General features: G+C 36.3%; 23 protein-coding genes. 14 read left to right on the forward strand and 9 right to left on the reverse strand.

Annotated elements, in window-relative coordinates:
• Positions 1-108: 108 nt before the first annotated feature.
• From ACFO3P_RS03345 to ACFO3P_RS03355, 3 genes are read left to right on the forward strand one after another with little or no spacing between them, the layout of a single operon-like run.
• Positions 109-978: an ABC transporter ATP-binding protein gene (locus ACFO3P_RS03345; protein ID WP_212928650.1), complete on the forward strand. Its 870-nt coding sequence runs from the start codon at positions 109-111 to the stop codon at positions 976-978.
• Positions 971-1,582 (forward strand): ABC-2 transporter permease, encoded by a 612-nt coding sequence (locus ACFO3P_RS03350; RefSeq protein ID WP_193064040.1) that lies wholly within the window; start codon positions 971-973, stop codon positions 1,580-1,582. Before ACFO3P_RS03345 ends, ACFO3P_RS03350 begins: the two co-directional genes overlap by 8 nt.
• A gap of 45 nt (positions 1,583-1,627) precedes the next feature.
• Positions 1,628-2,239: an ABC-2 transporter permease gene (locus tag ACFO3P_RS03355; RefSeq protein WP_212928649.1), complete on the forward strand. Its 612-nt coding sequence runs from the start codon at positions 1,628-1,630 to the stop codon at positions 2,237-2,239.
• A gap of 89 nt (positions 2,240-2,328) precedes the next feature.
• Here the strand turns inward: ACFO3P_RS03355 and ACFO3P_RS03360 are convergent, their stop codons facing one another.
• Together ACFO3P_RS03360 and ACFO3P_RS03365 are read right to left on the reverse strand one after the other, a co-directional pair.
• Complete coding sequence (locus ACFO3P_RS03360; protein ID WP_212928648.1) at positions 2,329-2,991, reverse strand: PepSY domain-containing protein; 663 nt, start codon at positions 2,989-2,991, stop codon at positions 2,329-2,331.
• 130 nt (positions 2,992-3,121) lie between these two features.
• Positions 3,122-4,669, reverse strand: a complete 1,548-nt coding sequence (locus tag ACFO3P_RS03365) for a helix-turn-helix domain-containing protein (RefSeq protein WP_379542149.1) — start codon at positions 4,667-4,669, stop codon at positions 3,122-3,124.
• Positions 4,670-4,870: 201 nt separating this feature from the next.
• On the opposite strand from ACFO3P_RS03365, the gene ACFO3P_RS03370 reads away from it, so the two are divergent.
• The 7 genes from ACFO3P_RS03370 to ACFO3P_RS03400 all read left to right on the forward strand — a co-directional run bounded on the left by ACFO3P_RS03370 (position 4,871) and on the right by ACFO3P_RS03400 (position 12,576).
• Entirely contained in the window at positions 4,871-6,436 is a 1,566-nt protein-coding gene (locus ACFO3P_RS03370) for a PTS transporter subunit EIIC (RefSeq protein ID WP_042531908.1), read from the forward strand.
• A 20-nt stretch (positions 6,437-6,456) separates the two neighbouring features.
• Positions 6,457-7,839 carry a class-II fumarase/aspartase family protein gene (locus tag ACFO3P_RS03375; RefSeq protein WP_042531910.1) on the forward strand — a complete coding sequence of 461 codons (1,383 nt, stop codon included), beginning with the start codon at positions 6,457-6,459 and terminating at the stop codon, positions 7,837-7,839.
• Between the two features lie 42 nt (positions 7,840-7,881).
• On the forward strand, positions 7,882-8,625 hold the full coding sequence (locus ACFO3P_RS03380) for a Cof-type HAD-IIB family hydrolase (RefSeq protein WP_042531912.1): 744 nt from the start codon (positions 7,882-7,884) through the stop codon (positions 8,623-8,625).
• 37 nt (positions 8,626-8,662) lie between these two features.
• Positions 8,663-9,151, forward strand: a complete 489-nt coding sequence (locus ACFO3P_RS03385) for a PTS sugar transporter subunit IIA (RefSeq protein WP_042531914.1) — start codon at positions 8,663-8,665, stop codon at positions 9,149-9,151.
• A 197-nt stretch (positions 9,152-9,348) separates the two neighbouring features.
• Entirely contained in the window at positions 9,349-10,386 is a 1,038-nt protein-coding gene (locus ACFO3P_RS03390) for an AbrB family transcriptional regulator (RefSeq protein ID WP_042531916.1), read from the forward strand.
• A 19-nt stretch (positions 10,387-10,405) separates the two neighbouring features.
• Positions 10,406-11,257, forward strand: a complete 852-nt coding sequence (locus ACFO3P_RS03395; protein WP_212928644.1) for a DUF72 domain-containing protein — start codon at positions 10,406-10,408, stop codon at positions 11,255-11,257.
• 296 nt (positions 11,258-11,553) lie between these two features.
• Positions 11,554-12,576: a serine hydrolase domain-containing protein gene (locus tag ACFO3P_RS03400; protein WP_289584980.1), complete on the forward strand. Its 1,023-nt coding sequence runs from the start codon at positions 11,554-11,556 to the stop codon at positions 12,574-12,576.
• Between the two features lie 41 nt (positions 12,577-12,617).
• Here ACFO3P_RS03400 and ACFO3P_RS03405 read toward each other — a convergent pair whose 3' ends face one another.
• Together ACFO3P_RS03405 and ACFO3P_RS03410 are read right to left on the reverse strand one after the other, a co-directional pair.
• Entirely contained in the window at positions 12,618-12,974 is a 357-nt protein-coding gene (locus ACFO3P_RS03405; protein ID WP_042531921.1) for a DnaJ family domain-containing protein, read from the reverse strand.
• Between the two features lie 58 nt (positions 12,975-13,032).
• A complete protein-coding gene (locus tag ACFO3P_RS03410; RefSeq protein WP_042531923.1) occupies positions 13,033-13,398 on the reverse strand; it encodes a YugN family protein in 366 nt (121 codons plus the stop codon).
• 194 nt (positions 13,399-13,592) lie between these two features.
• On the opposite strand from ACFO3P_RS03410, the gene ACFO3P_RS03415 reads away from it, so the two are divergent.
• Positions 13,593-13,940, forward strand: a complete 348-nt coding sequence (locus ACFO3P_RS03415; protein ID WP_052484974.1) for a PD-(D/E)XK nuclease family transposase — start codon at positions 13,593-13,595, stop codon at positions 13,938-13,940.
• 397 nt (positions 13,941-14,337) lie between these two features.
• Positions 14,338-14,529 carry a hypothetical protein gene (locus ACFO3P_RS03420; protein ID WP_379542151.1) on the forward strand — a complete coding sequence of 64 codons (192 nt, stop codon included), beginning with the start codon at positions 14,338-14,340 and terminating at the stop codon, positions 14,527-14,529.
• A gap of 69 nt (positions 14,530-14,598) precedes the next feature.
• Here ACFO3P_RS03420 and ACFO3P_RS03425 read toward each other — a convergent pair whose 3' ends face one another.
• From ACFO3P_RS03425 to ACFO3P_RS03435, 3 genes are all read right to left on the reverse strand, one after another.
• Entirely contained in the window at positions 14,599-15,258 is a 660-nt protein-coding gene (locus tag ACFO3P_RS03425; RefSeq protein ID WP_042531926.1) for a DUF6320 domain-containing protein, read from the reverse strand.
• A 5-nt stretch (positions 15,259-15,263) separates the two neighbouring features.
• Entirely contained in the window at positions 15,264-16,520 is a 1,257-nt protein-coding gene (locus tag ACFO3P_RS03430) for a phthiocerol/phthiodiolone dimycocerosyl transferase family protein (RefSeq protein ID WP_042531929.1), read from the reverse strand.
• Between the two features lie 347 nt (positions 16,521-16,867).
• A complete protein-coding gene (locus ACFO3P_RS03435) occupies positions 16,868-17,713 on the reverse strand; it encodes a MurR/RpiR family transcriptional regulator (protein WP_042531931.1) in 846 nt (281 codons plus the stop codon).
• A gap of 147 nt (positions 17,714-17,860) precedes the next feature.
• Between ACFO3P_RS03435 and ACFO3P_RS03440 the strand changes: the two genes are divergently transcribed.
• Both ACFO3P_RS03440 and ACFO3P_RS03445 read left to right on the forward strand, forming a co-directional pair.
• A complete protein-coding gene (locus ACFO3P_RS03440) occupies positions 17,861-19,207 on the forward strand; it encodes a sodium/glutamate symporter (RefSeq protein ID WP_042531933.1) in 1,347 nt (448 codons plus the stop codon).
• Positions 19,204-20,328, forward strand: coding sequence for a tyramine oxidase subunit B (locus ACFO3P_RS03445; protein ID WP_042531935.1), 1,125 nt, complete (start codon positions 19,204-19,206; stop codon positions 20,326-20,328). Before ACFO3P_RS03440 ends, ACFO3P_RS03445 begins: the two co-directional genes overlap by 4 nt.
• Positions 20,329-20,484: 156 nt before the next feature.
• Here the strand turns inward: ACFO3P_RS03445 and ACFO3P_RS03450 are convergent, their stop codons facing one another.
• Positions 20,485-20,703 (reverse strand): hypothetical protein, encoded by a 219-nt coding sequence (locus ACFO3P_RS03450; protein WP_379542152.1) that lies wholly within the window; start codon positions 20,701-20,703, stop codon positions 20,485-20,487.
• Positions 20,704-20,731: 28 nt separating this feature from the next.
• Positions 20,732-21,502, reverse strand: a complete 771-nt coding sequence (locus tag ACFO3P_RS03455) for a 2-keto-4-pentenoate hydratase (protein ID WP_379542153.1) — start codon at positions 21,500-21,502, stop codon at positions 20,732-20,734.
• Between the last annotated feature and the right edge of the window lie 142 nt (positions 21,503-21,644).

Genomic DNA, 21,644 nt, shown 5'->3' on the forward strand with positions numbered 1-21,644 from the left:
TTTTATTTTTAAGAAAAGTAAATAAAGAAATGATCCTGAAAGCAGAAGTTCATGGATAGGAATGAATCGGATTAAGTTATTACGAATTTTAATGAAGGGGTGAAAAATATGAAAAATGTAGTAGAATTCAAAGGGGTAACCAAACACTTTAAAGATTTTTCTTTAGAAGATGTTCATTTGCAAATCAGGCAAGGTTGTGTAACTGGTTTTATCGGAGCCAACGGAGCTGGGAAGTCAACAACGATGAAGCTGATGATGAATTTGTTAAAGGCTGATGCAGGAGACATCAATGTATTTGGATTGGATTATGCCAGCAACGAGAAATCGATTAAGGAGCGGATGGGGTTTGTCTATGATAGCAATGTGTTTTATGAAAGTTTACATTTAAAAGATATCCGGCGGATTATTGCACCAGCTTATAAAAATTGGGATGACAAGCAATTTTACGATTATATCAAGAAGTTTGAATTGCCTTTAAATAAAGGGATTAAAACCTTCTCCAAAGGGATGCAGATGAAAGCTTCGTTGGCAATGGCATTATCGCATGATGCCGAATTTATTATGATGGATGAGCCGACTGCAGGGTTAGATCCCGTTTTCCGGAGAGAGCTTTTGGATATCTTGCAGGAGATCATGGAAGATGGAAGAAGAACATTATTCTTTTCTACGCATATCACGAGTGATTTAGAGCGGATTGCCGATTATATTACGTTTATTCAAAAGGGAAAAATTCTGTTTAATGATTCCATAGAAGATGTACAGAATCGTTATGCTTTAGTTAAAGGAAGTATGGATGTCATCAATCGGGATGTAGAAAAAATGTTTATCAAGATAGAGCGTTCCTCCTATGGATTCACAGCCTTAACAAATGATGTAGCTGGGGTGAAGGCGGTACTTGGAGATCGTGTTGCTATGGAACCTGCTACTTTAGAAGATATTATGTTCTATGCAAAAGGAGCGGAGAAGCAATATGTTTAATCTGATAAAAAAGGATGTTTTTATACAGAAAACACAAATAGGCTTTCTTGTTCCCCTTATTATGATCTTTGCCATTTTCATCAAGGATATGCACCCATCATTTATTTTTCTGATGGCTAGTGTTTTTATCCCTTTTAATGCATATATCTTTGATCAGCAATCTAAAACAAATATTCTTCTTAACTCTTTGCCATACACAAGAAAAGAAATCGTTGCTGCCAGATATATTGGGGCAATTGTATACATGATTCTATCTATTATTCTGGCAGGAGTAATCCTATATGTATTTCAATTTGACTATACCATGAGGGATGTAGCAATTGCTGCTGGATTATTCTGTCTCATTGCGGCCTTTGCTTTTCCATTATTTTATTTCTTAAAAGCAGAGTATATTTTTATAGCAGCTTTTATTGGATTTATTGCTTCAACCATTATGTTACCGCCAGTTTTTCGGTTTTTAGCAGAACACCTTACAACCATTACGGATTTTATAACAAGTTTATCAACCTCTACACTTTATCTTAGCGGTGCAGCTATTGCCATTAGTTTATATCTGATATCCTGGGTAGTCAGCCAATTTATTTATCAGCGAAAAGTATTCTGATATATCGTGCCATATCAATCAATTTGAGAGAAGGAAGACATGAATATGTTTAACTTAATAAAAAAGGATTTAATTATACAAAAGGGAGAGCTGCTTGTATCTGTTGCTATTATTGTTTTCTATGCTATCTTTGGCAGGCAGCTCAGTCCATTTTTTCTTTTCTTAGTGGCGAGTATTTTTTTGCCGCTCAATGCTTATATAAATGAAGAAAAGACAAAAATAAATATATTATGGAACTCGCTTCCATACACAAGAAAAGAGATTGTTACTGCAAAATATCTTGGAGCAGTGCTATTTATGATTTTATCAATCGGAGCAGCTGGTATCATTCTATATATCTTTAATTATAGCTATACAATAAGGGATATGGCGATTGGTGCGGGGTTATTCTTCATTTTTGCTGCTTTCACTTTTCCGTTATTTTATATACTGAGGCCTGGTTATATAGGAACCGCAATTATGATTGGATTTCTCGTATTTTCATTTGCCTTATCCTTTATTGTACCCTTTGTGACCGAAAATTTCACAGTAATCATTCAATTTCTAGCAGGCTTTTCAACATTAACACTTTATCTTAGCGGTGCAATTATCGCCATCAGTTTATATATCTTGTCATGGACAGTCAGCCAATTTATTTACCAGCGAAAAGTATTTTAACGAATGTATTTAAGATGATGTTTGTAGGGTTCAGGATGGACGTGAAAAAGCAGGCTCAAGCCCAAGGCTTAGCCTGCTTTCTAAAACCATTAATCATCTACTTCTACGTGCAGCTGTTCTCCTGACTCTGCGTCAATATAAACATCTACTTCTTGGGACCCCATATCTTCAAAATTGATTTCATATACCGGGCTGCCGTTTTCAAATTCTAAGGACCAGCCTCTTGCGGTTATGCCTTCTGTTTCGGAAGCTTCGGAAGCTATAGATAGTGCTTCTTCAGCAGTGATATAATCGCCGAGTACTAATTCGTTATACTGTTCATCTGATTCTATTTGTTCCCTTTCTTCTGCTATAACATCACCACTTTGATCGATTTCAGCAGAGTATTCCATCGAATCATCATAACCATCTATATCATAAACAAGCTCTCCATTTTCTTCATCCAACTGAATAGAAGAAAGACTTGAACCAGGGAAATGTTCAAGAAAGGCGTCCATAGCATCTTCCGCGCTTAACGACACACTTGTTAAGTCTAAATCATCCTTATTCTCTGTTGTGTCAGTGTTGTCATTCGTATCTGTGTTTTCGTTTTCCCCTTCTGAATTTGTATCCTCATTATTATCTTCTGCGGTCTCATTTGAGTTTGAATCATTTGCTGCATTATCTTCTGTGTTGCTGTCATCACTTGTCCCGCAGGCTGCTAAAGTAATGGAAAGAAGCAGTGTCAGGCATAGAAGTAACATTTTTTTCATGAATATTCACCCTTTCCAATCTCTGTAAAAGAAATTTATTTAAAATCATAATACCCATTTTAAAAATAATCAAACCACAAATATAAAAAAGTATGTATAAATATTTTTCTATAAGCGATGCAGGTTACTCTTACAGAAAGTGAGAAGGATAGTTTTTAATCAAGAACTCTTTCATTTCCTCAGCTGTTTTCTTTTGCAAAGCAGGCACAATATCATCAGCTAGTATTTTTCTGCGTGAACTGCTGGAAAAACCGATGTCCAACAGCTTATTAATATCCTCATCATTCATATAGAATTTTACTTTTAGGCATGTATATCCTTGTTCCTCAATAAGCGTAGCAATCCGGTTGGAAAAAGTAAGAACGTAGTCATAATCAAGTTTAGCTAATTCATGTAATTCGTTAATGTGTAGTATTTTAACAATTTTAATATCTAAAAAATGGTTTAGGGAAGCTCCAAAAAAATCTGCTTTTTCGATGGAAGAATTCGTAACAACGATAATTCTTTTTGTGTTTCTACCCAAGATTTTATTTTCATTAATATGTTTTCGGAAAATAAGCGTGAGTGTTGCTATCTGATCTGAAGATAATTGAAGCTCATTGGAAATAAATGAATCTTGTTCAATTAAATGATATAAATTTGGAAATTTCTCTGCAGTTTGATCCAGCTTATTATCATAAAAATCAAAGTGATAATCGGAACGCAGTATACATTTAAAGATGAACTGGTATATTTCTTGGAATAATTCATGGTACGAATATATATCTGTAATAATAGTTGATTGAATGCCGGAAACAAATTGTATTATTTTTTCTTCCAGCCACCGGATTTGAATAGATACGTTATTTTCCCTGTTCATGGTATCCAAAGAGAATAATATATGATTCATAACCTGATTCTCCGTTGAATGCTCAACCAATTTAAATGGTGACGAGAAGGTCAGGCTTGTATGAACTTTTTTATTTTCATAGTAACCTAGATGATTTCTATAAAGTGCAATCATTACATATAGAAAAATAAACTTCTTAGAAGGATAAGATAATTCTATATTCTGTTGATGGATTATATTTTCAATCATATTTTTAACTTGGCTGTGAATAAAATTTGTTTCGGTTAAAACGTATTCTGAAATTAATACTTCCATTGGATTATTAGCTTGCCGAAGATATAACGTATTATTCTCATCCAGCTCAAATAGTTTGACTAAAATTTTTGTGCCTTCTATACGAATTAGGGTTTCTTGACCAGTAATACGAATCCCTTTTTTACGAACAATTTCTTTGGAAAGCCCTGCTTGTTTTAGTTGATTTGTCAAATGACGGTTATCTTTTTTCTTGGTGCTCATACTTAATTCTAAATGCTGATATAATCTGGAGGTATTGACAACTTCTTTTAAAAGGGATTGCACAATAATAAAAGATAATCGCTCCTTTTGTGATGGGACATATTCATAAAAAGGAATATTTTGAACGATTTGGATATATTCTTTATACGTCATCTTACTTTGAATCTTGTGGTTTTTAGGGACAAGCTGCTGATGCTTGGCTAAATAGGCATTAATTAAATCAATTCTTCTATAAATACTTCCCTCGCTTCGATTGAAAGCTTTTGTATTTGATAAATCAATCTCACCATGCTCTTGAAGGTGATTAAGTAATTTTAAATCAAGTGAGTCCATAGTTCCTTTCCTCCTCATGAAGTATCTTCAAAAAGTATATTGGTTCTTTCTTCTTTTAAAAGCACAGGTGAAAGTTAATTAGGCCTGTCCATTTTAAAATGAGGGGTAATTTTTTGAATAGATTTCTATTGAAAAACTTCCTTGTTATACCCCTGATATAATTCTACACTTAGTTTAAGAAATAAGGAAGGAAGAGAAGGTATGAAATTAAATAACGTTAAAGATACAATTCAAAAGTTTGGAAGATCTTTGTTATTACCGATTGGTGTAATGGCACCTGTTGGGATGCTTATGGGGATTTGTGGAGCTTTAGGACAGGATTATATGATTGAGAGATTACCTTTTTTAGATAATACGGTGGTCCAAACAGCTATTCATAGTTTGCAGGATATTACAGCAATTATTTTTGAAAATATACCGCTTCTCTTTGCTATGGGTGTCGCATACGGGATGTCGAAGAATGAAAAAGGAATCGCTGTATTTGCCTCTGTATTAGGTTATTTAACCATGCTTGTTGTAATGAATGTATATCTGACAGTGACAGGCACACTAGCTGAAGATCCCGAAACGATGTCGCAAGTAGGACAAGGCGTCGTATTAGGAATTCAAACCTTGCGAATTGATGCTTTTGGAGGGATAATCGCTGGTTTAATAGCTGCCAAAATTGCGGATCGCTTCTATAGATTAGAATTACCGCTGGCATTTGCTTTCTTTGGCGGAAAAAAATCTGTTCCAATCATTACATTTTTGGTGATGATTCCAGTCGGATTGATTATCCCTGTTATCTGGGGATTATTTACTCAATTTTTATTAAGTATTTCATTTATATTTATGAACCAGCATTTTGGCGTCGGCGCTTATTGGTTTGCGCATCGTGCATTAATTCCTTTTGGACTCCATCACGTACTTGCTTCTGTTGTTCGTTTTTCGGAAGCGGGAGGCGTTTACCTGATTGACGGTCAAAATTATATTGGTATTTTAAATGCTACAAATAAGATTTTATTTGATTTAGGTCCATCGCATGAAGCATGGGATCGCTTAATGCCTGATTTAGTAAAGTATTTGGCGTCTGGTCAGATGTTGATTACCTTGTTTAGGATTCCGGCCATCGGTTTAGCAATGTATCATACCTCTTTTGCATCAAATAAAACAATTGCTAAAGGAACTATTCTGACAGTCGTATTAACAGCATTCTTAGGGAATGTAACGGAACCGCTTGAGTTCTCATTCTTATTTATTGCTCCTTTGTTGTTTGTTGTTTATATCATATTAAGTGGTATTATGGCGTTACCATTAAACTTTCTAGATATTTCAATCGGCTACATCCGGGGTACGATATTTGACTTTGGTATATTTGGCTTATTGTATGAAGGAACGAATTGGTACCAGCTTGTTCTTTTAGGTATCGTAAACTTTATTGTATTCTATTTTGTTTTCCGGTTTGCGATTACAAAATGGAATTTAAAAACACCTGGACGTGAAGCAGAAATTAAAAATGTGAGTCTATTAAAAGAAAAACGATACCCTGAAATTGCGGGAATTGTTATTGAAGGACTTGGCGGAAAAGAAAATATTAAGAATGTAGACAATTGTGTTACCCGATTAAGAGTAGACTTATATGACGATGAAAAAGTTGACCTGGAAAGATTAAAAGATTCTGGTTCATCCGGCTCCTTTATGGCTCAAAAAAATCATATTCATGTCGTATTTGGACCACACGTTGAATTTGTCAGAAATGCAGTGGATGAAAAACTATATTCAAAATAAAGCATAAGGGAGCAGGAAGTATGAGAGCGTTATATGATTCCAAAACAAAAACAATGTATGATTACGGGATAAGAGAATTATTAGATTCCAACCAAAAGTATCAATCGTGGCTGGACGTTGAAGCAGCTTTAGCAACTGCTCAAGGAGAATTGGGCATCATTCCTCAAAGAGCAGCAAAAAATATTAATGAAGCAGCGCGAATAGAAAATATAGATTTAGAAGAGATGGAACGATTAAAAGAAAGTGTTGGACATGGCTTTGTACCCTTTTTAAAAGTTTTCATTAAAGCATGTCATGAAGAAAGCGGGAAGTACGTGCATTATGGGGTTACAACGCAAAATATTCAACAAACTGCACAGCTATTAGTTACATCAAAAATACATGATCGCGTAATGAACGTACTTGCTGATATTTTATCTCATTTAGGAGAATTGGCAGAAAAACATAAAAATACAGTAATGTCTGGACGTACACATGGAAGACATGCCATTCCCATTACGTACGGATACAAAGTTTCTGTGTGGATTAGTGAGACGATTGATTCGATAGAGAGATTATCCGAAGCGGCCAAACGGACGTTTCAAGTAATGATGGGTGGAGCTGTCGGTTCATTTAATACCTTTGGAGAAAAGGGGATAACACTGCAATCAGAAGTGGCTAAACTGTTAAATATGAATACCATGCCGGTACCGTCAAGAAATATAACGAGTCATAAAACGGAGTATATTCATGCGCTTGCTTTATTAGCAAATGGTTTTCATAAAATTGCTGAAGAAGTATATTCTACATCTATTGAAGAAATCGGAGAAGTTTCCGAAAGCTTTGAAAGTGGTACGATTGGTTCCAGCACGATGCCGCATAAAATTAATCCCAAGCTGTCAAAAGGGATTATCGCTAACGCCCAAAAACTCTATACGCTTCCACAGCTTTGTTTAAATGCTGCTGCAAGGCCCTATGAAGCTGATAGCAGCCAGTATATGGTGTTTGATGCTGCACTGGAAGAAGCAATAGAATTAATTACAGAAGTGGTTTTACGGACAGAAGAATTGACGAAAGGGATTTCTGTTCATGTAAATAAAATGAAGGAAAATGCTTCTCTGAATAAAGGGTTAGATAATAGTGAATTTATTATGATGGAATTAGCAAAGAAGCTTGGAAAGGATAAAGCACATACGGTTGTTTACAACAAAGCGATACAAGTGCAGACAGAGGGAAGTTCATTTGTAGATGCTTTATTAGAAGATAAGGATGTAAACCAAATGTTTTCTAAGGATGAAATCAAAGGTATGCTGCTTCCGGAAAGGTATGTAGGTGCAGGAAACATTATTGCTGAAGAACAAGCTAAAAGAGCATTCCGTATCTCTGAAAAAATTAAAAAAGATTTACCAGAACAGGATGCTTGATGAAGAAAGATAAGACTGTCCCTTTTTAGGAGTGTATGCAGTATGATTAAACTTGTTGCTGTTGATATGGATGGAACACTTTTAGATACGAATAAACAAATATCCAGTGCAAATAAAGGCGCTATTAAAGCTTGTATAGACCAGGGAATTAGAATCGTTCTGAGCACAGGCAGGCCTTTTAGCCATGTAGAACCATACGCGGATGAATTAAAACTGAATAATTTTTTTGTTACAGCAAATGGGGGACAAATATTAAATATGGAAAAAGAAGTGATTTCCCAGCACTTTCTTTCTGCCAATCATTTATTAAGACTTACTCACTTTTGTGAAACAAAAAAATTAAGGTATTGGGCATTAACTACGAAAGAACTCTTTAAAAATCAGTTTCCAGTCAATTATATGGATAAAAACTGGTTGAAATTTGGGATTCGGCTGGACACAGAGAAAGAAGCCGATCGTCTTCGCAAATATTTAACAGAAACGAATCTATATGAGGTCTCAAATACACTGCCAACGAATATTGAGTTAAATCCTTTAGGTATAAATAAAGCAACTGGTATTGAATTTGTTGGTAAACAAATTGGAATTGAGATGAATGAAGTCATGGCAATAGGAGATGCACTCAATGATGTCAAACTTATTAAAAAGGCTAAGCTGGGTATTGCGATGGGGAATGCTCAACCAAGTGTTAGAGAAATAGCAGACTTTGTAACAAAAGATCATAACAATGACGGTGTAGCATTTGCGTTGAATAAATATATTTTACATGATAATAAATTGTTTTAAAGAAATAAAATCAATATAAACTTAGGTGGGTGAGATTATGCTTGGAAAGCTTTTTAAAAAGAAAGGAAGTAACGAAATAGAATTATTTGCGCCTGTTGATGGAGAAATAGTTCCTTTAGAGGAAGTACCTGATCCGGTGTTTTCTGAACAAATGATGGGCGATGGAATTGCTATTAAACCATCTAATGGCAAGGTGGTATCGCCAGTTGACGGAGACATTGTACAAGTATTCCCGACGAAGCATGCGGTAGGAGTTAAGGCTGGAAATGGAGCAGAAATTTTAATCCATATTGGCTTAGAAACAGTGGCATTGGATGGAGAAGGATTTACCGTTCGCGTGAAGGAAGGAGATAAAGTGAAAAAAGGAGATCCCCTTGTTGATATAGATTTAGCAGTTGTAAGCGAAAAAGCTTCAAGTACTGTTACACCAATGCTAATTACAAATATGAATGATATCGAAACTTTAGATAAACAAGATGTGAAGCAAGTTCGAGCTAGTGAGGATGTAGTTATTACTATTAAATAAACGGATATACTAATAAGTTGATTTTGTTAGTACAAAAAAAGACAAAAGCATATAACCAAAAAGTAGCAGCTTTTCGCTTTGAAGTGGAAAGCTGCTGCTTTTTTATATTTCTTCTCAATTTTACTTCCAAATTCGAAATAATCGATTTTCGTATTTGTGTGGAAACGTTATAATAGAGAAAGAAGGAAGGGAATTATATGATATTTTTATTCCTGAGAACGATTGCAATTGGTCTCTTTGGAGCTGTTATCTTTACCGTAATTGGCCTGCCCCTGCCTTGGCTGCTTGGATCTATGATCGTGACACTATTATTCCAATTAAAATCATCCTGGAAAATCGTTTGGGATTCAACTTTTCGTAATATCGGACTGGTTATTGCCGGATATACGATTGGTTATGCTTTTACATTAGAAGCGCTGCAGGATATGGTAAACTATTTTCCAATGATGATTATTATTAACATTATCTTTTTACTTTTATTTATTGGTGTCAGTTTTGCAGTTTCAAAGTGGGCGAGGCTGGATATTGGAACAGCAATGGCTTGTTGTGCTCCGGGGGGATTGCAGCAGGTAATCGTCTTTGCGGAAGAGCAGAAAACCTTGAATATAACCGTAGTGACGTTTTATCAAGTCATTCGGCTGCTGGCGATTATTACATTGGTTCCGTTTATTGTTTCCAGTAATAATGGTGGTGCGGCCCCCGATAACACAACAGAAAGCTATTCATTGATTTTATTTGGTTTATTGATTCTATGCTACATAGTGGGAATGGCCTGCAAGCTGATCAAAGTACCTACCGCCTACTTATTAGGACCTGTTTTCTTTATCATGATATGCAATCTGTTGTCTATTCAGGTCCCAAGGATGCCTGAAAATTTACTGCATGTTGCCCAGCTGTTTATTGGGATTTATGTAGGCTTATTATTAGAACGGGATAAGCTGAGGAAAATGAAATCACATATTGTGTATGCGGTGGGTTCGTGTGTCATATTAATTAGCGTGGCTTTTTTAATTAGTGAATGGATGGCCCATTATTTTATGGATTTTGCGACCAGCTTTCTGAGCGTAGTTCCAGGCGGTGTAGATCAAATGGGGATTATCGCTGCTTCGATTCAGGCGGAAGTAACGGTGGTGACCTCGTTTCAGCTGTTTCGGATTTTATTTTTATCCATTATCATCATTCCATTTGTTAAATATATGGTGCGGCGGGATCAAATGAAGAAGGTAAGAGAGTAATGTAAGAGAGGTGTTTAAAGTGATTCAAATTGGCTTAACGGGATGGGGAGACCACGATTCTATTTATGCAGATGATACAAAAGCGCATGAAAAATTACAGGAATACAGCAGTCATTTTCCGGCGGTAGAATTAGACTCCTCCTTCTATGCGGTACAGCCGATTCGTAATATGGAAAAATGGGCGAGGGAGACGCCGGAGAATTTTCAATTTATCGTGAAAGCCTATCAGGGAATGACCGGGCATGATCGGGAGGAAAAGGATAACCCTTTTGAAACGAAGGCAGAAATGTTCCAAGCATTCAGGGAGTCGATTGTACCGCTGCAAAAAGCAGGAAAATTGGGAGCTGTGCTGTTTCAATTCCCGCCGTGGTTTGACTGTACACACGAGCATGTGCAATATTTACGCTATTGTAAAAAGGAAATGAAGGATATTCCTGTTGCTTTGGAGTTCAGACAGCAATCCTGGTATGAGGAAAGATTTCAGCAGCAAACCTTGCAATTTATGAAACAAGAAGGCTGGATTCATACTGTTGCAGATGAACCGCAGGCTGGTGAAAAGTCGGTTCCTTTTGTGCCTGTTGTGACAGTAAAAGATAAAGTCATTATCCGGCTGCACGGAAGAAACGTCCACGGCTGGAATTACTCGGGAAATGTGAATTGGCGGAAGGTCCGTTATTTATATGAATATAACGAGCAGGAATTAACAACGATAGCCGAAGAGGTAAAAAGGTTAGAAAAGCAATGTGAAGAGGTTATAGTATTGTTTAACAACAATTCTGGAAGACATGCAGCTGGAAACGCGAAGCAGCTGCAGCAGATGTTAGGAATTGAATTTGATGGACTGGCTTCACAGCAGCTGGGGCTGTTTTAATTACATGTATGAAAGAGATAACCAAATTTATGAGGTTTCAACCACCATAGATTTGGTTATTTTTTGAGCTGCAACATATTGTACTTTATTACGAAACAAGAATTAACAAGAAAGAAATGCTTCTGGTTAAGTTAACAGAAACAGCCGCCTCTTTAAATTTTCAGAAAATAAGTATATAATAACCTTAACCTTAAGACGAACGGAGGAAACTCATATGATTCGTTATATGGTATGAACATCTTAGCGGACTCCCTTTTAAAATCATAATTAAACAAAGATTTCAGGAGGGACAAAAAATGAATATAGAAAATAAGCGGAACAAACTGATGGAAGCGCAAAAGAAATATCATTTTTCAGGAGCGTTCTATGCTAAAAAACAGGCTGAAGTCATCACAGGAAGCAGCGGCTATAGAAATCGAGCTGAGAAACTAAAGAATCAGACAGATACACGATTTGGTATTGCCTCGGGGTGCAAATTGTTTACTGCAGTTGCTGTAGCTAAGCTGGTGGAAATGGGAAAAATAACTTTTGCGACAAAGCTGCATGATTGTGTAATGGAGGAGTTTCCTTATTTTGATAAGAATATTACCATTCACCATTTACTGACGCATACTTCTGGTGTGCCGGATTATTTTGATGAGGAAGAGATGGATGATTATGAGCAGCTGTGGGAGTCTCTGCCAATGTATAAAGTCAGGTCGCCAAAAGATTTTCTCCCGCTTTTTCAACATAAAAGGATGCAGAAACATCCAGGTGATTCCTTTCAATATAATAATTCAGGCTATATTTTATTAGGCTTGATTGTAGAAAAGGTTGCCGGCTGCAGTTTTTCTTCTTTTGTAGAGGAACATATTTTTAAAGCGGCAGACATGAGCGATTCAGGATATTTTGAAATGGATGATTTGCCGGAACGGACAGCATTAGGTTATATGGAAGACTCAGAGGGCAAATGGAAAACAAATATGTATTCCCTTCCGGCTAAGGGCGGCCCGGATGGGGGCGCATATGTTACTGTAGCTGATATGGCTAAGTTCTGGAAGGCTTTGAAGAGCTTTCAGCTGTTATCTGAAGAAATGACGAAGCAGGTGTGTCAGCCGCATGAATGTGTGTATGCAGAAGAAAACATCTTCTACGGCTACGCTGGTTATATGGAATTAGACGACAATAAAAACATTATAAAGCATATTCAAATGGGCTATGATCCGGGAGTCAATTTCCGGGCGGTTCATTATCCGTATGAGAAGAAGACGATGATTGTTTGTTCAAACGAATCCGAGGGAGCTTATGAGCTTTTAAAAGAGATGGAGCGCATCATATAAACAAAGAAAGAGGGATTAACCACAGCAGGTTGATCCCTCTTCTAGCGAAACAGTTTATTTCTGATCTTTTTTGCATATCTATGAAAAATACGGCTTTTATCAAGTTTTCGTTCTTTGGTTAAAGTTTGAAATGCAGCCTGCTTCTCTGTATAATCCGCCTGCATTTTATCTTCTGTTGCTATTTTCATTAAGTCGTGATGCGATATATACTGCTTCTGGTTTTCCTGCTCGTCAGAAAGATAGCCTGCCCGTTTTAAAATACGGAAAGATTGTTTCACTTCTTCGGGCAATCCTGCAAATTCATCCCGCAAATCTAGACGCTCTCCTTTGCCCGGCAAATTATTGAATTCTCCATCATCCACTGCCTTTTTAATTTGCTCTTCTACAAAGTGATACATAAAGCTCCTCCTTATGCAATCTATCTTTAAGTATGCTGGATGAAAAAGAAAAGTTCAACTAAAGATTGTTATCGATATGGTTGATAATCTGCTGCACAGCCTGTTCCCCCTTAAGTTTCCAATCATATAAATCTGGTTTATGAAGATAAGCTTGAAATGAATCGAAATACCGAATGTCAGCGTGATGGATAATTTGAGGATTTCCAAATTCAATTTGAACAGATGGCTGGTTATGTTCTTCTTGCAGCACCCGGTAGGGAAGATACAAATATAGTTTTCTCTCTGCCTGACTGGAAAGCAGCCCATTAAAATATCCGTGGTAGTTACTATTTTCTGCTATCGTAAATCCAAGCTCTTTTAAATACAGCTTTAATTTTAGGAAAACTCCTTGCTTACCCGGCAAATTCGTATGCAATGCGATCATTTTTAGTTTCTCCTTTTCCATTCTGTTATGACTAGTTTTGCCTTTGGGAAAGCGAAACATACGTTAATAAGAGACTATTCCATCTGTGGAAATTAAATAAATAAGGACTTGATCGAGGAATATTTGTTCTGTATGATTTGTTTAGATAGCCATCTCAGAAACTCACCTTATCAAAATAAAAGGATGTGTTTTTTATGCCCCGAATATGTCTCCGAAAAGTATACTCCTCATCAGAAACACCCTCTCTGCATGTACAGGAAGAATCCAGGTCATACAACAAATATCAAAGAAGAAAAGAGCGGACTAACAAAGCACTGCATCGAATACCGGATATTCAATTAATGGATTTAAAAGTAGACTATGCTTTTAAACAACTATTTGGAAACGAAAAGAATAAGGATATCACTGTCGTCTTTCTCAATGCCATTTTAGCCAAATCAGGAAGAAGCCCGATTCAGCAGCTTTACTTTCAAAATATCGAAATCGGCATTAAAAATAGAAAAGTCATGAAAATTTTAAGTGGAAGATCTAACAGCCAGTAACGGCCCGATTGGTTCAACTAAATGTTCAGTGGGGTCTAAAGAACCCCACTGAACAAAGTTTCACTTTATATAATGATATCTATCAAGAACTGGAGGAGATTGCGATGGTCGATAAAACGTTAAATGTTGCGATGCGGGTCTGGGAAGATTTAAGCCGTACAGAAGAAGAACGGCGGGAATATGAAATCCGTTTGAAGCAAATTTTAGATGAGCAATCTAAGAAGTGGGATAGAGAGTTGTTAGAGCAGGAAATGGAAGAAATGAAAGAGCAAAGAGAAGAAATGAAAATGGAGAAAGAAGAGCTGAAAGCAGAGAATGAAGAAATAAAGGCGGAGAAAGAAGAAATAAAAGAACAGAGGAAAACAATGAAANAGAAATAAAAGAACAGAGGAAAACAATGAAAGCGGAGAAAGAAGAAGCAGAACGAAAAAGGCTTGAAGCAGAGTCCGCACTAAAGGAATCTGCAAAACAGACGGCACTCAAAATGTTAGAGCAGGGGATAAGCCGAACGGCTATTTTACAGGTGACGGGTTTAACTCTACAGCAATTTGAGGTTATTCAGCAGGAATTGGGAAATAAGAATAAATAGATTGTAACGTACTAGTATAAAACAACAAGGCACATGCTGATAAATGAAGAGACAGCATGTGCCTTTATGCTAAAAATGAAATCGCCGAACAATTTCATTTTTCATCGTTTTTTCCGAAAACAGTACCATACCAATCAGTGTCATCAAAGCATAGAGAGCTGTTGCAGCACTTGGCCATAATACAGTGGACCACGAACTTAAGAACAGAATAACAGGAAGGAAGCCGAGAATAACCATCGTAGTCATATAACCGATGTATTCACGCCACTTCATAGGTTTACGCAGCACAATGATTGTTACAAGTAACGTTGCCAGCGTAACAAGAAACGGAATAACATAGTGAATGGACCATTTAGAGCTTCCGGAAGCTGCATCTAAAATAAATAGCATAACAGAGAGTGCAATAACTTGAAGAACCACCTTGGACCCAATGTGCGCTCTGGAAAGAATGGTATGATTTATGGTTAACAGACTGTATAGTACTGGGCTTAACACATATAAAAACCATAATTTATCCGGGTTAGTCAGTAAATTAATTAATATACTGGTACTGACAATAAAAATAGCAACAAATAAGACAAGCCGCTGCGCAAAACGGCGTCGTTTGACTTTGGTTTCATAAATAGGGTAATATTCATTGTCTCCTGATTTCTGAGAAAGCTTATTCTTGCAGAGTGGACAATATTGCTGTTTTGTATAGGTATTGCAATTATTGCAATAATGTTGCATTATTTTCACCTGCTGTCATTGGAATAGACCTCTATCTCCAGGTTATATGTCTTAGAAAGTTCTCTGAAAAAGGTACGAATAATATCCGCTTCTTTAATCATTCTGGAAAATGTGATTACAAGTTCATCGCCAACTGCAATCATCGCACCATTAATGGGACTTTTCTTGGTTGGATATAAAATGAGTTCCATATGTGAAATATGTGATTTCATTGATTCTGGAAGGTGTACTTTTCCGACGTTTGTCATCGTCATTGCTTTGGTACGCTCACTAAAGCTTCTATATCCATAACGTATGGCATGGTATTTTAACGGAAGCGGAATGAACCTTGCTGTCAGTCTAGTCTGCCATTTGACCCGGTCATTAATACTTTGCTGTAAGCTTTCTCTCCGTACTTTTTCCCGTAATTGCTTTGATATTTCTGTAATGATTTCTTCTAAAGTTGTTTTCTCCGTTACTGCCATCCCGATATTAACCACACCAAAAAAATTACGAAGTGTATTTGAAGGAAAAAGATTTCTTAAATTGACAGGAATGGCGATTTTTATTTCCTCCTGATAAGCACGGAATTTCAATCTCTCTTTATAAATAGCTGCAATAAGAAGTGCTGAAATAAACGCAGTAATAGTCGTTCCATGCGCTTTAGCAAGCTGGTGTACCTTTTCCGCACTCATTTTTCCGTGGACGGCAACTGTCTGATCAATTGCTCCGCCGCGAATTTGATAGGAAGGTGCTTCTTTAAATTTTTCGGGTTTTTCATCCGTAACATAATTCTGATAGCTGTCATCGCTTTCGTAATAGCTGGGTTCATCGTGAATATCAATTAATGTACTTGCATAGCTTACATCTTTCCCTAAATGAACGAGATACTGATAAACAAGTGCTTTAATAAATTCTAAAGCGCCAGTGCCATCTGTTACAGAATGAAAAAATTCCACAGCAATTCTTTTTTTATAATAAGTAACGCGCATTAAAAATCCATTTGTTTCCAATGGGTCAATGGGAGCGCATGGATATTGATTTTCATAATGCACAAAAAGCTTTTCTTTATTCTCCACAAGAAAATCCCAGAACACGCCTTTGCTGAGCTTTACAGCAAACATAGGCAGACGCTTAAGAACATCGTCGAGTGCGTGCTGAAGCTCATCAGGTTGTACGGGCTCCTTCATTACCGCAGCCATCCGAAAGACGGAAGAATTCGTCTGTTCAGACACAGCGTGAAACATTTTCCCCGCATTATCAAGTTTGTACCATTCATTCATCTTACGCACACCCCTGTTACGTACTGCTTTGCTTGTATATTGTTAATTTGAGTAAAAACCAATTCTTTTATTACAGAGAGCGTCCAAAAACTTCTGCCTTAAAATAAAGAGAGTGAATAAAATTATTTAGTCAGGAGATAAAGGCGCTAACTCCCTGAACCGCTCAACTAATCAATCAGTGGGAGAAAAACAAAAATACCTACTGTTTGAAGTGTGTTTATAAGCTTTATTTTTTACTTTAACAGATGACGCTCTTTTTTTATACTATGAAAAATATCGATATAAAAAAATGGAGTTAAGTTTTAAACACAAAAAATATTATATAGATGTTTTCACAACCCGCTCATTTACATTGTAGTAATATGATTATCTTGATGCACCTTATTTAATTCTGAAATTTTAGCAACAGAATCCGGATCTTTTTTTCCTAAGTCAATGATGAGTGATTCGATTAAAGCAATAGCAGGAATAATACTGTAGCGATTTTTACTCTGTCCGACTACTAAGTGTGCATCACTATCAGGAATAATAGGACATGTTTCGATATCGGTAATCAGAGCGATAGAGATGTCTTTATGGTTACGGCAGTATTTAACAAAATCAACGCTTTGTTTTGTGTAAGGAGACAAAGCAATTACAATTAATAAATCATTTTGGTGAAATTTTAAAGATTCATCATATAAGAAATCATTGTTGCCGCTTAATTGTGTTATATTGTCCCTGATTCCCCGAAGCATCAATTCAAAATAAAGCGCAATGGATACCGAGGTTCTCATGCCTAGAAAGTACAGCTTTTTTGATTGGAGGAGCATGTTTAGAAATTGAGTATATTGCTTTAAATCAAGCTCTCTTAACATGGATTCAATATCTTGTATGCTGCTATATCCAACCTTCATCATGGAGTTCTCTGATTCGTCTATTTCCTCTAATGATTTTTGTAAATGCCACCATGTATTTTTTTTATTATTGAAAGCATATTTGATGATGTCCTTTTTAAAATCTGGATATTTTTTATAACCAATTTTATCAATAAACCTTAGGATGGTTGTTGTCCCTACCTGGCTGTTTTTTGATAATTCATTAATCGTCATTGTTGATACATCATCTATATTCTGAATAACATATTTACACAGACTTTGCTGTTGACGGGGTAAATTATTCTGAATAGCTATTAATCTATCTTTTAAGTCCAAAGTTCATTCCTCCTTTGTAATTATAATTATACCAGTTTGGAGAATATATTATAATTAAGGAAAAATAATTCCTTTTTAAATATTTTGGTTTATTTTTTCCTAAATTAATGATATAGTGTTATAAAACAACATGAAAGGGGTTACAATATGGAGTTTAATGTTTGGGATATTTTAATCGACTTTGGTATCATTTCTGCACTATTGCTGGTTGGAACTTTTCTGAGAGCAAAAGTGGGAATATTTCAACGGTCGTTTATGCCTGCAAGTATTATTGCCGGAATCCTTGGTTTGCTTTTAGGAAGCCATGGATTGAATATATTGCCATTTTCAGAACTAATCAGCACGTATCCTTCTTTATTGATTGCAGTAGTATTTGCTGCGCTTCCTTTATCAACACCAAAATTTAAATGGTCAGATATGTTTGATAAAGTAGGAAGATTATGGTCTTATTCTCAGGTTATTATGCTTCTTATGTGGGGAGGGGGATTATTATTTGCATTAGCGTTATTAGTACCGATATTTGATGTGCATAATGGATTTGGTTTGCTGCTTGCAGCAGGTTTTGTCGGAGGGCATGGCACCGCAGCCGCAATAGGAGAAGCCTTCCAGAGTCAGGGATGGGAAGAAGCTACTACATTAGCAATGACTTCAGCAACCATAGGAGCTATCTTAGCGATTGGAATAGGGTTGCTATTAATAAAATCTAATGCAAATAAAGGAAATACAAATTATATTAGCAGTTTTGATAAGCTTCCCAATGAATTGAAATCTGGTTTATTACCGAAAGATAAGCGAGATCCACTAGGAGAAAATACAGTATCAAGTATTTTAATTGATCCTTTTGCATTTCATCTGATTCTTGTTTTGATTGCTACTTCAATTGGGTATTATCTAAGCCAACTGGGCGAATCACTCTATGCAAGTTTATCCATTCCAGCATTTTCTCTTGCTTTTTTAGTCGGTCTATTACTGAGATATTTTTTAGAATGGATTAAAGCAGACGATTATGTTGATCATAAAATCATGAGCAGTATAGGGGGGAATGCAACTGATTTTCTAGTTGCATTTGGCATTGCATCTATCAACTTGACGGTAGTTGCTGATAATATTGTGCCATTTAGCATTCTTATTATATTTGGCATCATTCTCAGCTATATTTTTTATAAAGTTTTATCAAGGTATTATTTCCAGGAAAATTGGTTTGAAAAAGGAATTTTTACATTCGGGTGGATTACGGGGGCTGTTGCAACAGCAATTGCATTATTAAGAATCGTTGACCCAAAATTAAAAAGCAATACGTTAGATGAATTTGGGTTGGCGTATATACCAATAGCGCCAGTGGAAATCGCAATTATTACATTTTCACCGCTGCTTATATTAAATGGGCATCATTGGCTCTTTGTCGTGATTACGATAGTTATTAGTTTCGTGATATTAACAGTATCCTACTATAAAAAATGGATTATATTAAATTCAAAGGAGAGATCAAAGTGAGTGAGAAGGTAGAATTTTTATACTTACAGGAAGAAGAATTAATTGAGGCTGGTGTTCTTGATATGAAAGAATGTGTCAGCACCATTGAGGAAATGTTTCATCTTATAGGGAAAGGCGATTATATGCTGGGAGGACCAAACAGAAATGATCATGGTTTAATGCTTTGGTTTAATAAAGAGGAGCCATTTGAAAATATACCAAAAGCAGGTCCAGATCGAAGGTTTATGTCACTTATTTCCTATCTCGGAGGAGCATTCGATGTAATAGGTAATAAATGGTATGGCTCTAATGTTGAAAATATGGATAAAGAACTGCCGCGTTCCATTCATACTTTTACACTTAATGATAAAGAAACAGGAGCACCGCTGGCAATCATGGCGGGGAACTTAATCAGTTCTATGCGAACGGGTGCAGTGCCTGGAGTTATTTCAAAACATCTTGCTAAGAAAGACGCAAAAGTTTTAGGTGCTGTTGGAGGCGGTGCAATCAATCAGTCTTGTATCGAAGCAATAGCAAGTTCCGTTAGTACGCTTGAAAAGATTGTCCTTTTTGATATTAATTTAGAAAAAGGAAAACAAATTGCTGATAAATTGGAAAGGCAATTGAATCTTTTCGTTGAAGTAGTCGATGATTTGGATCACTGTATTCAGCAATCCGATATTGTAACTGTTGCTACATCTGGGAAAATTAAGCCAGAAATAAAGAAGGAAAGTATAAAGCCTGGGGCGCTTATCATTCTTACAGGAGCAGCAGATTTATCTCAAGAAGTTTACAATCAATCAAGAATCGTTTCAGATTTATGGTCTATGCATAAAAAATGGCTGGAAGATGGATTATCACATCCTGATGGTATAGCCAGCATTCGTGATTGGACGATGTCAGGTCAACTATTAGAGCTCATCCATAACGGTGAATTTGATGACAGCACGGTTGATGATATCGGGGATATTATTTCAGGTCAAAAGACGGGAAGAAATACAGAAGATGAAGTTATTATTTGTATGACTGGAGGTCTTCCTACAGAAGACGTTGCCTGGGCATATAAAGTATATCAAAATGCATTAAAGAACAATATTGGAACAGCGCTTCCGTTATGGGAGAGCTCCTATTTAACAAAATAAATTAGTTTTCCTGTTTTCATTGAATTCTGCAGCTAAATTGAATAATAGAAAAAATAATGGATTGCTATTCTGATGGATTATGAATAGCAATCCCATCTTTAACTTAAGACTTGAATAAGAAGTAACACCATCCACTGCCTGATGTTACTTCTTATTCTAAATATAGAAAACAAGGTAAACAGAAAAGGCTCCAAATACAATAATATAAAAAAGTATTTTAGCAAGTGCCGGCTTCTTGTAACAATCGTAAATTGCAGGTACAGTAATTAAAAAAAGTGCAATAATCATAGTTGCTGTATTTAAGAAAAAAGTAATTAAAATCCCTGCAATAATAAATAAAACACCTGATATAATATTCTCTTTCCTATTTATCATAAGTCACCCCATATTCTCTATATCACGCTTAAATCAAGGTTATTTTCACACTGCCAATATCACGGTAGCTGGCAAGATATTCACCTGATTCTGCTTCAAATGGCGAAATAAATGTTCCAGAAGAAACCACCATGCCTTTTTGCAAAGACAAGTTATGACTGGCTAATTTCTCCACAAGCCATTTAACCGCATTGACTGGATTATCTAATACCGCATCAGAGCATCCGGTATGTGTTGTTTTTCCATTATATTTTAAATCGAGATCAATTGCACCGAGCTTTTCTATGCTGGGAGAAGGAACAGGGCTCCCTGTAATTATTCTGCCTGTTGCTGTATTGTCAGATAGCAAATCCATTAATGAAAAATTCGGGAACCAGTTGATATATCTTGCATCTGGAATTTCAATTCCCGGAGCAACAGAAGTTTTTTCGATGATTTCCTGAACATCTGCGTTGTTTGAGATATCTTCATTGATGAAAAACATCAATTCAGGTTCAATCAAGGGAGAGAATAAATGGGATAGGGCATACTCAGCATCTCCCTGTAACACTTGTGATGTCAGAATGGTTCCGTAGGCAGGCTCGTGTGTATCAGCAAATGCCTGTGTTTCTTTGCTGGTCATACTGATTTTATAGCCCGCGACCGAATCACCCTCCTGAACACGTTTGTTAATAAACGCATGCTGCACTTGATATGCTTCGTCTTCGCTGATTGTATAGTTTTCACGAATAAATGAAACGGGCTTATGCGCCTCGTAAGCTGTTTCGATATGTGCTAAAATTTCGGGAATAACGCTCATGCTTAAAATCTCCTTATAGCTTTTTCATAATATTATAGGTTCTATGTCAAATGTGGTGGTGGAATATCATTCCTCCACCTCTTTATTTATAAGCTTGCTTTAACACAAGCTTTACCTCTTGTTGCCATAGAATTTTCTTTCT

The organism is Oceanobacillus aidingensis, from assembly GCF_042654105.1.
GTDB lineage: Bacteria > Bacillota > Bacilli > Bacillales > Amphibacillaceae > Oceanobacillus > Oceanobacillus oncorhynchi.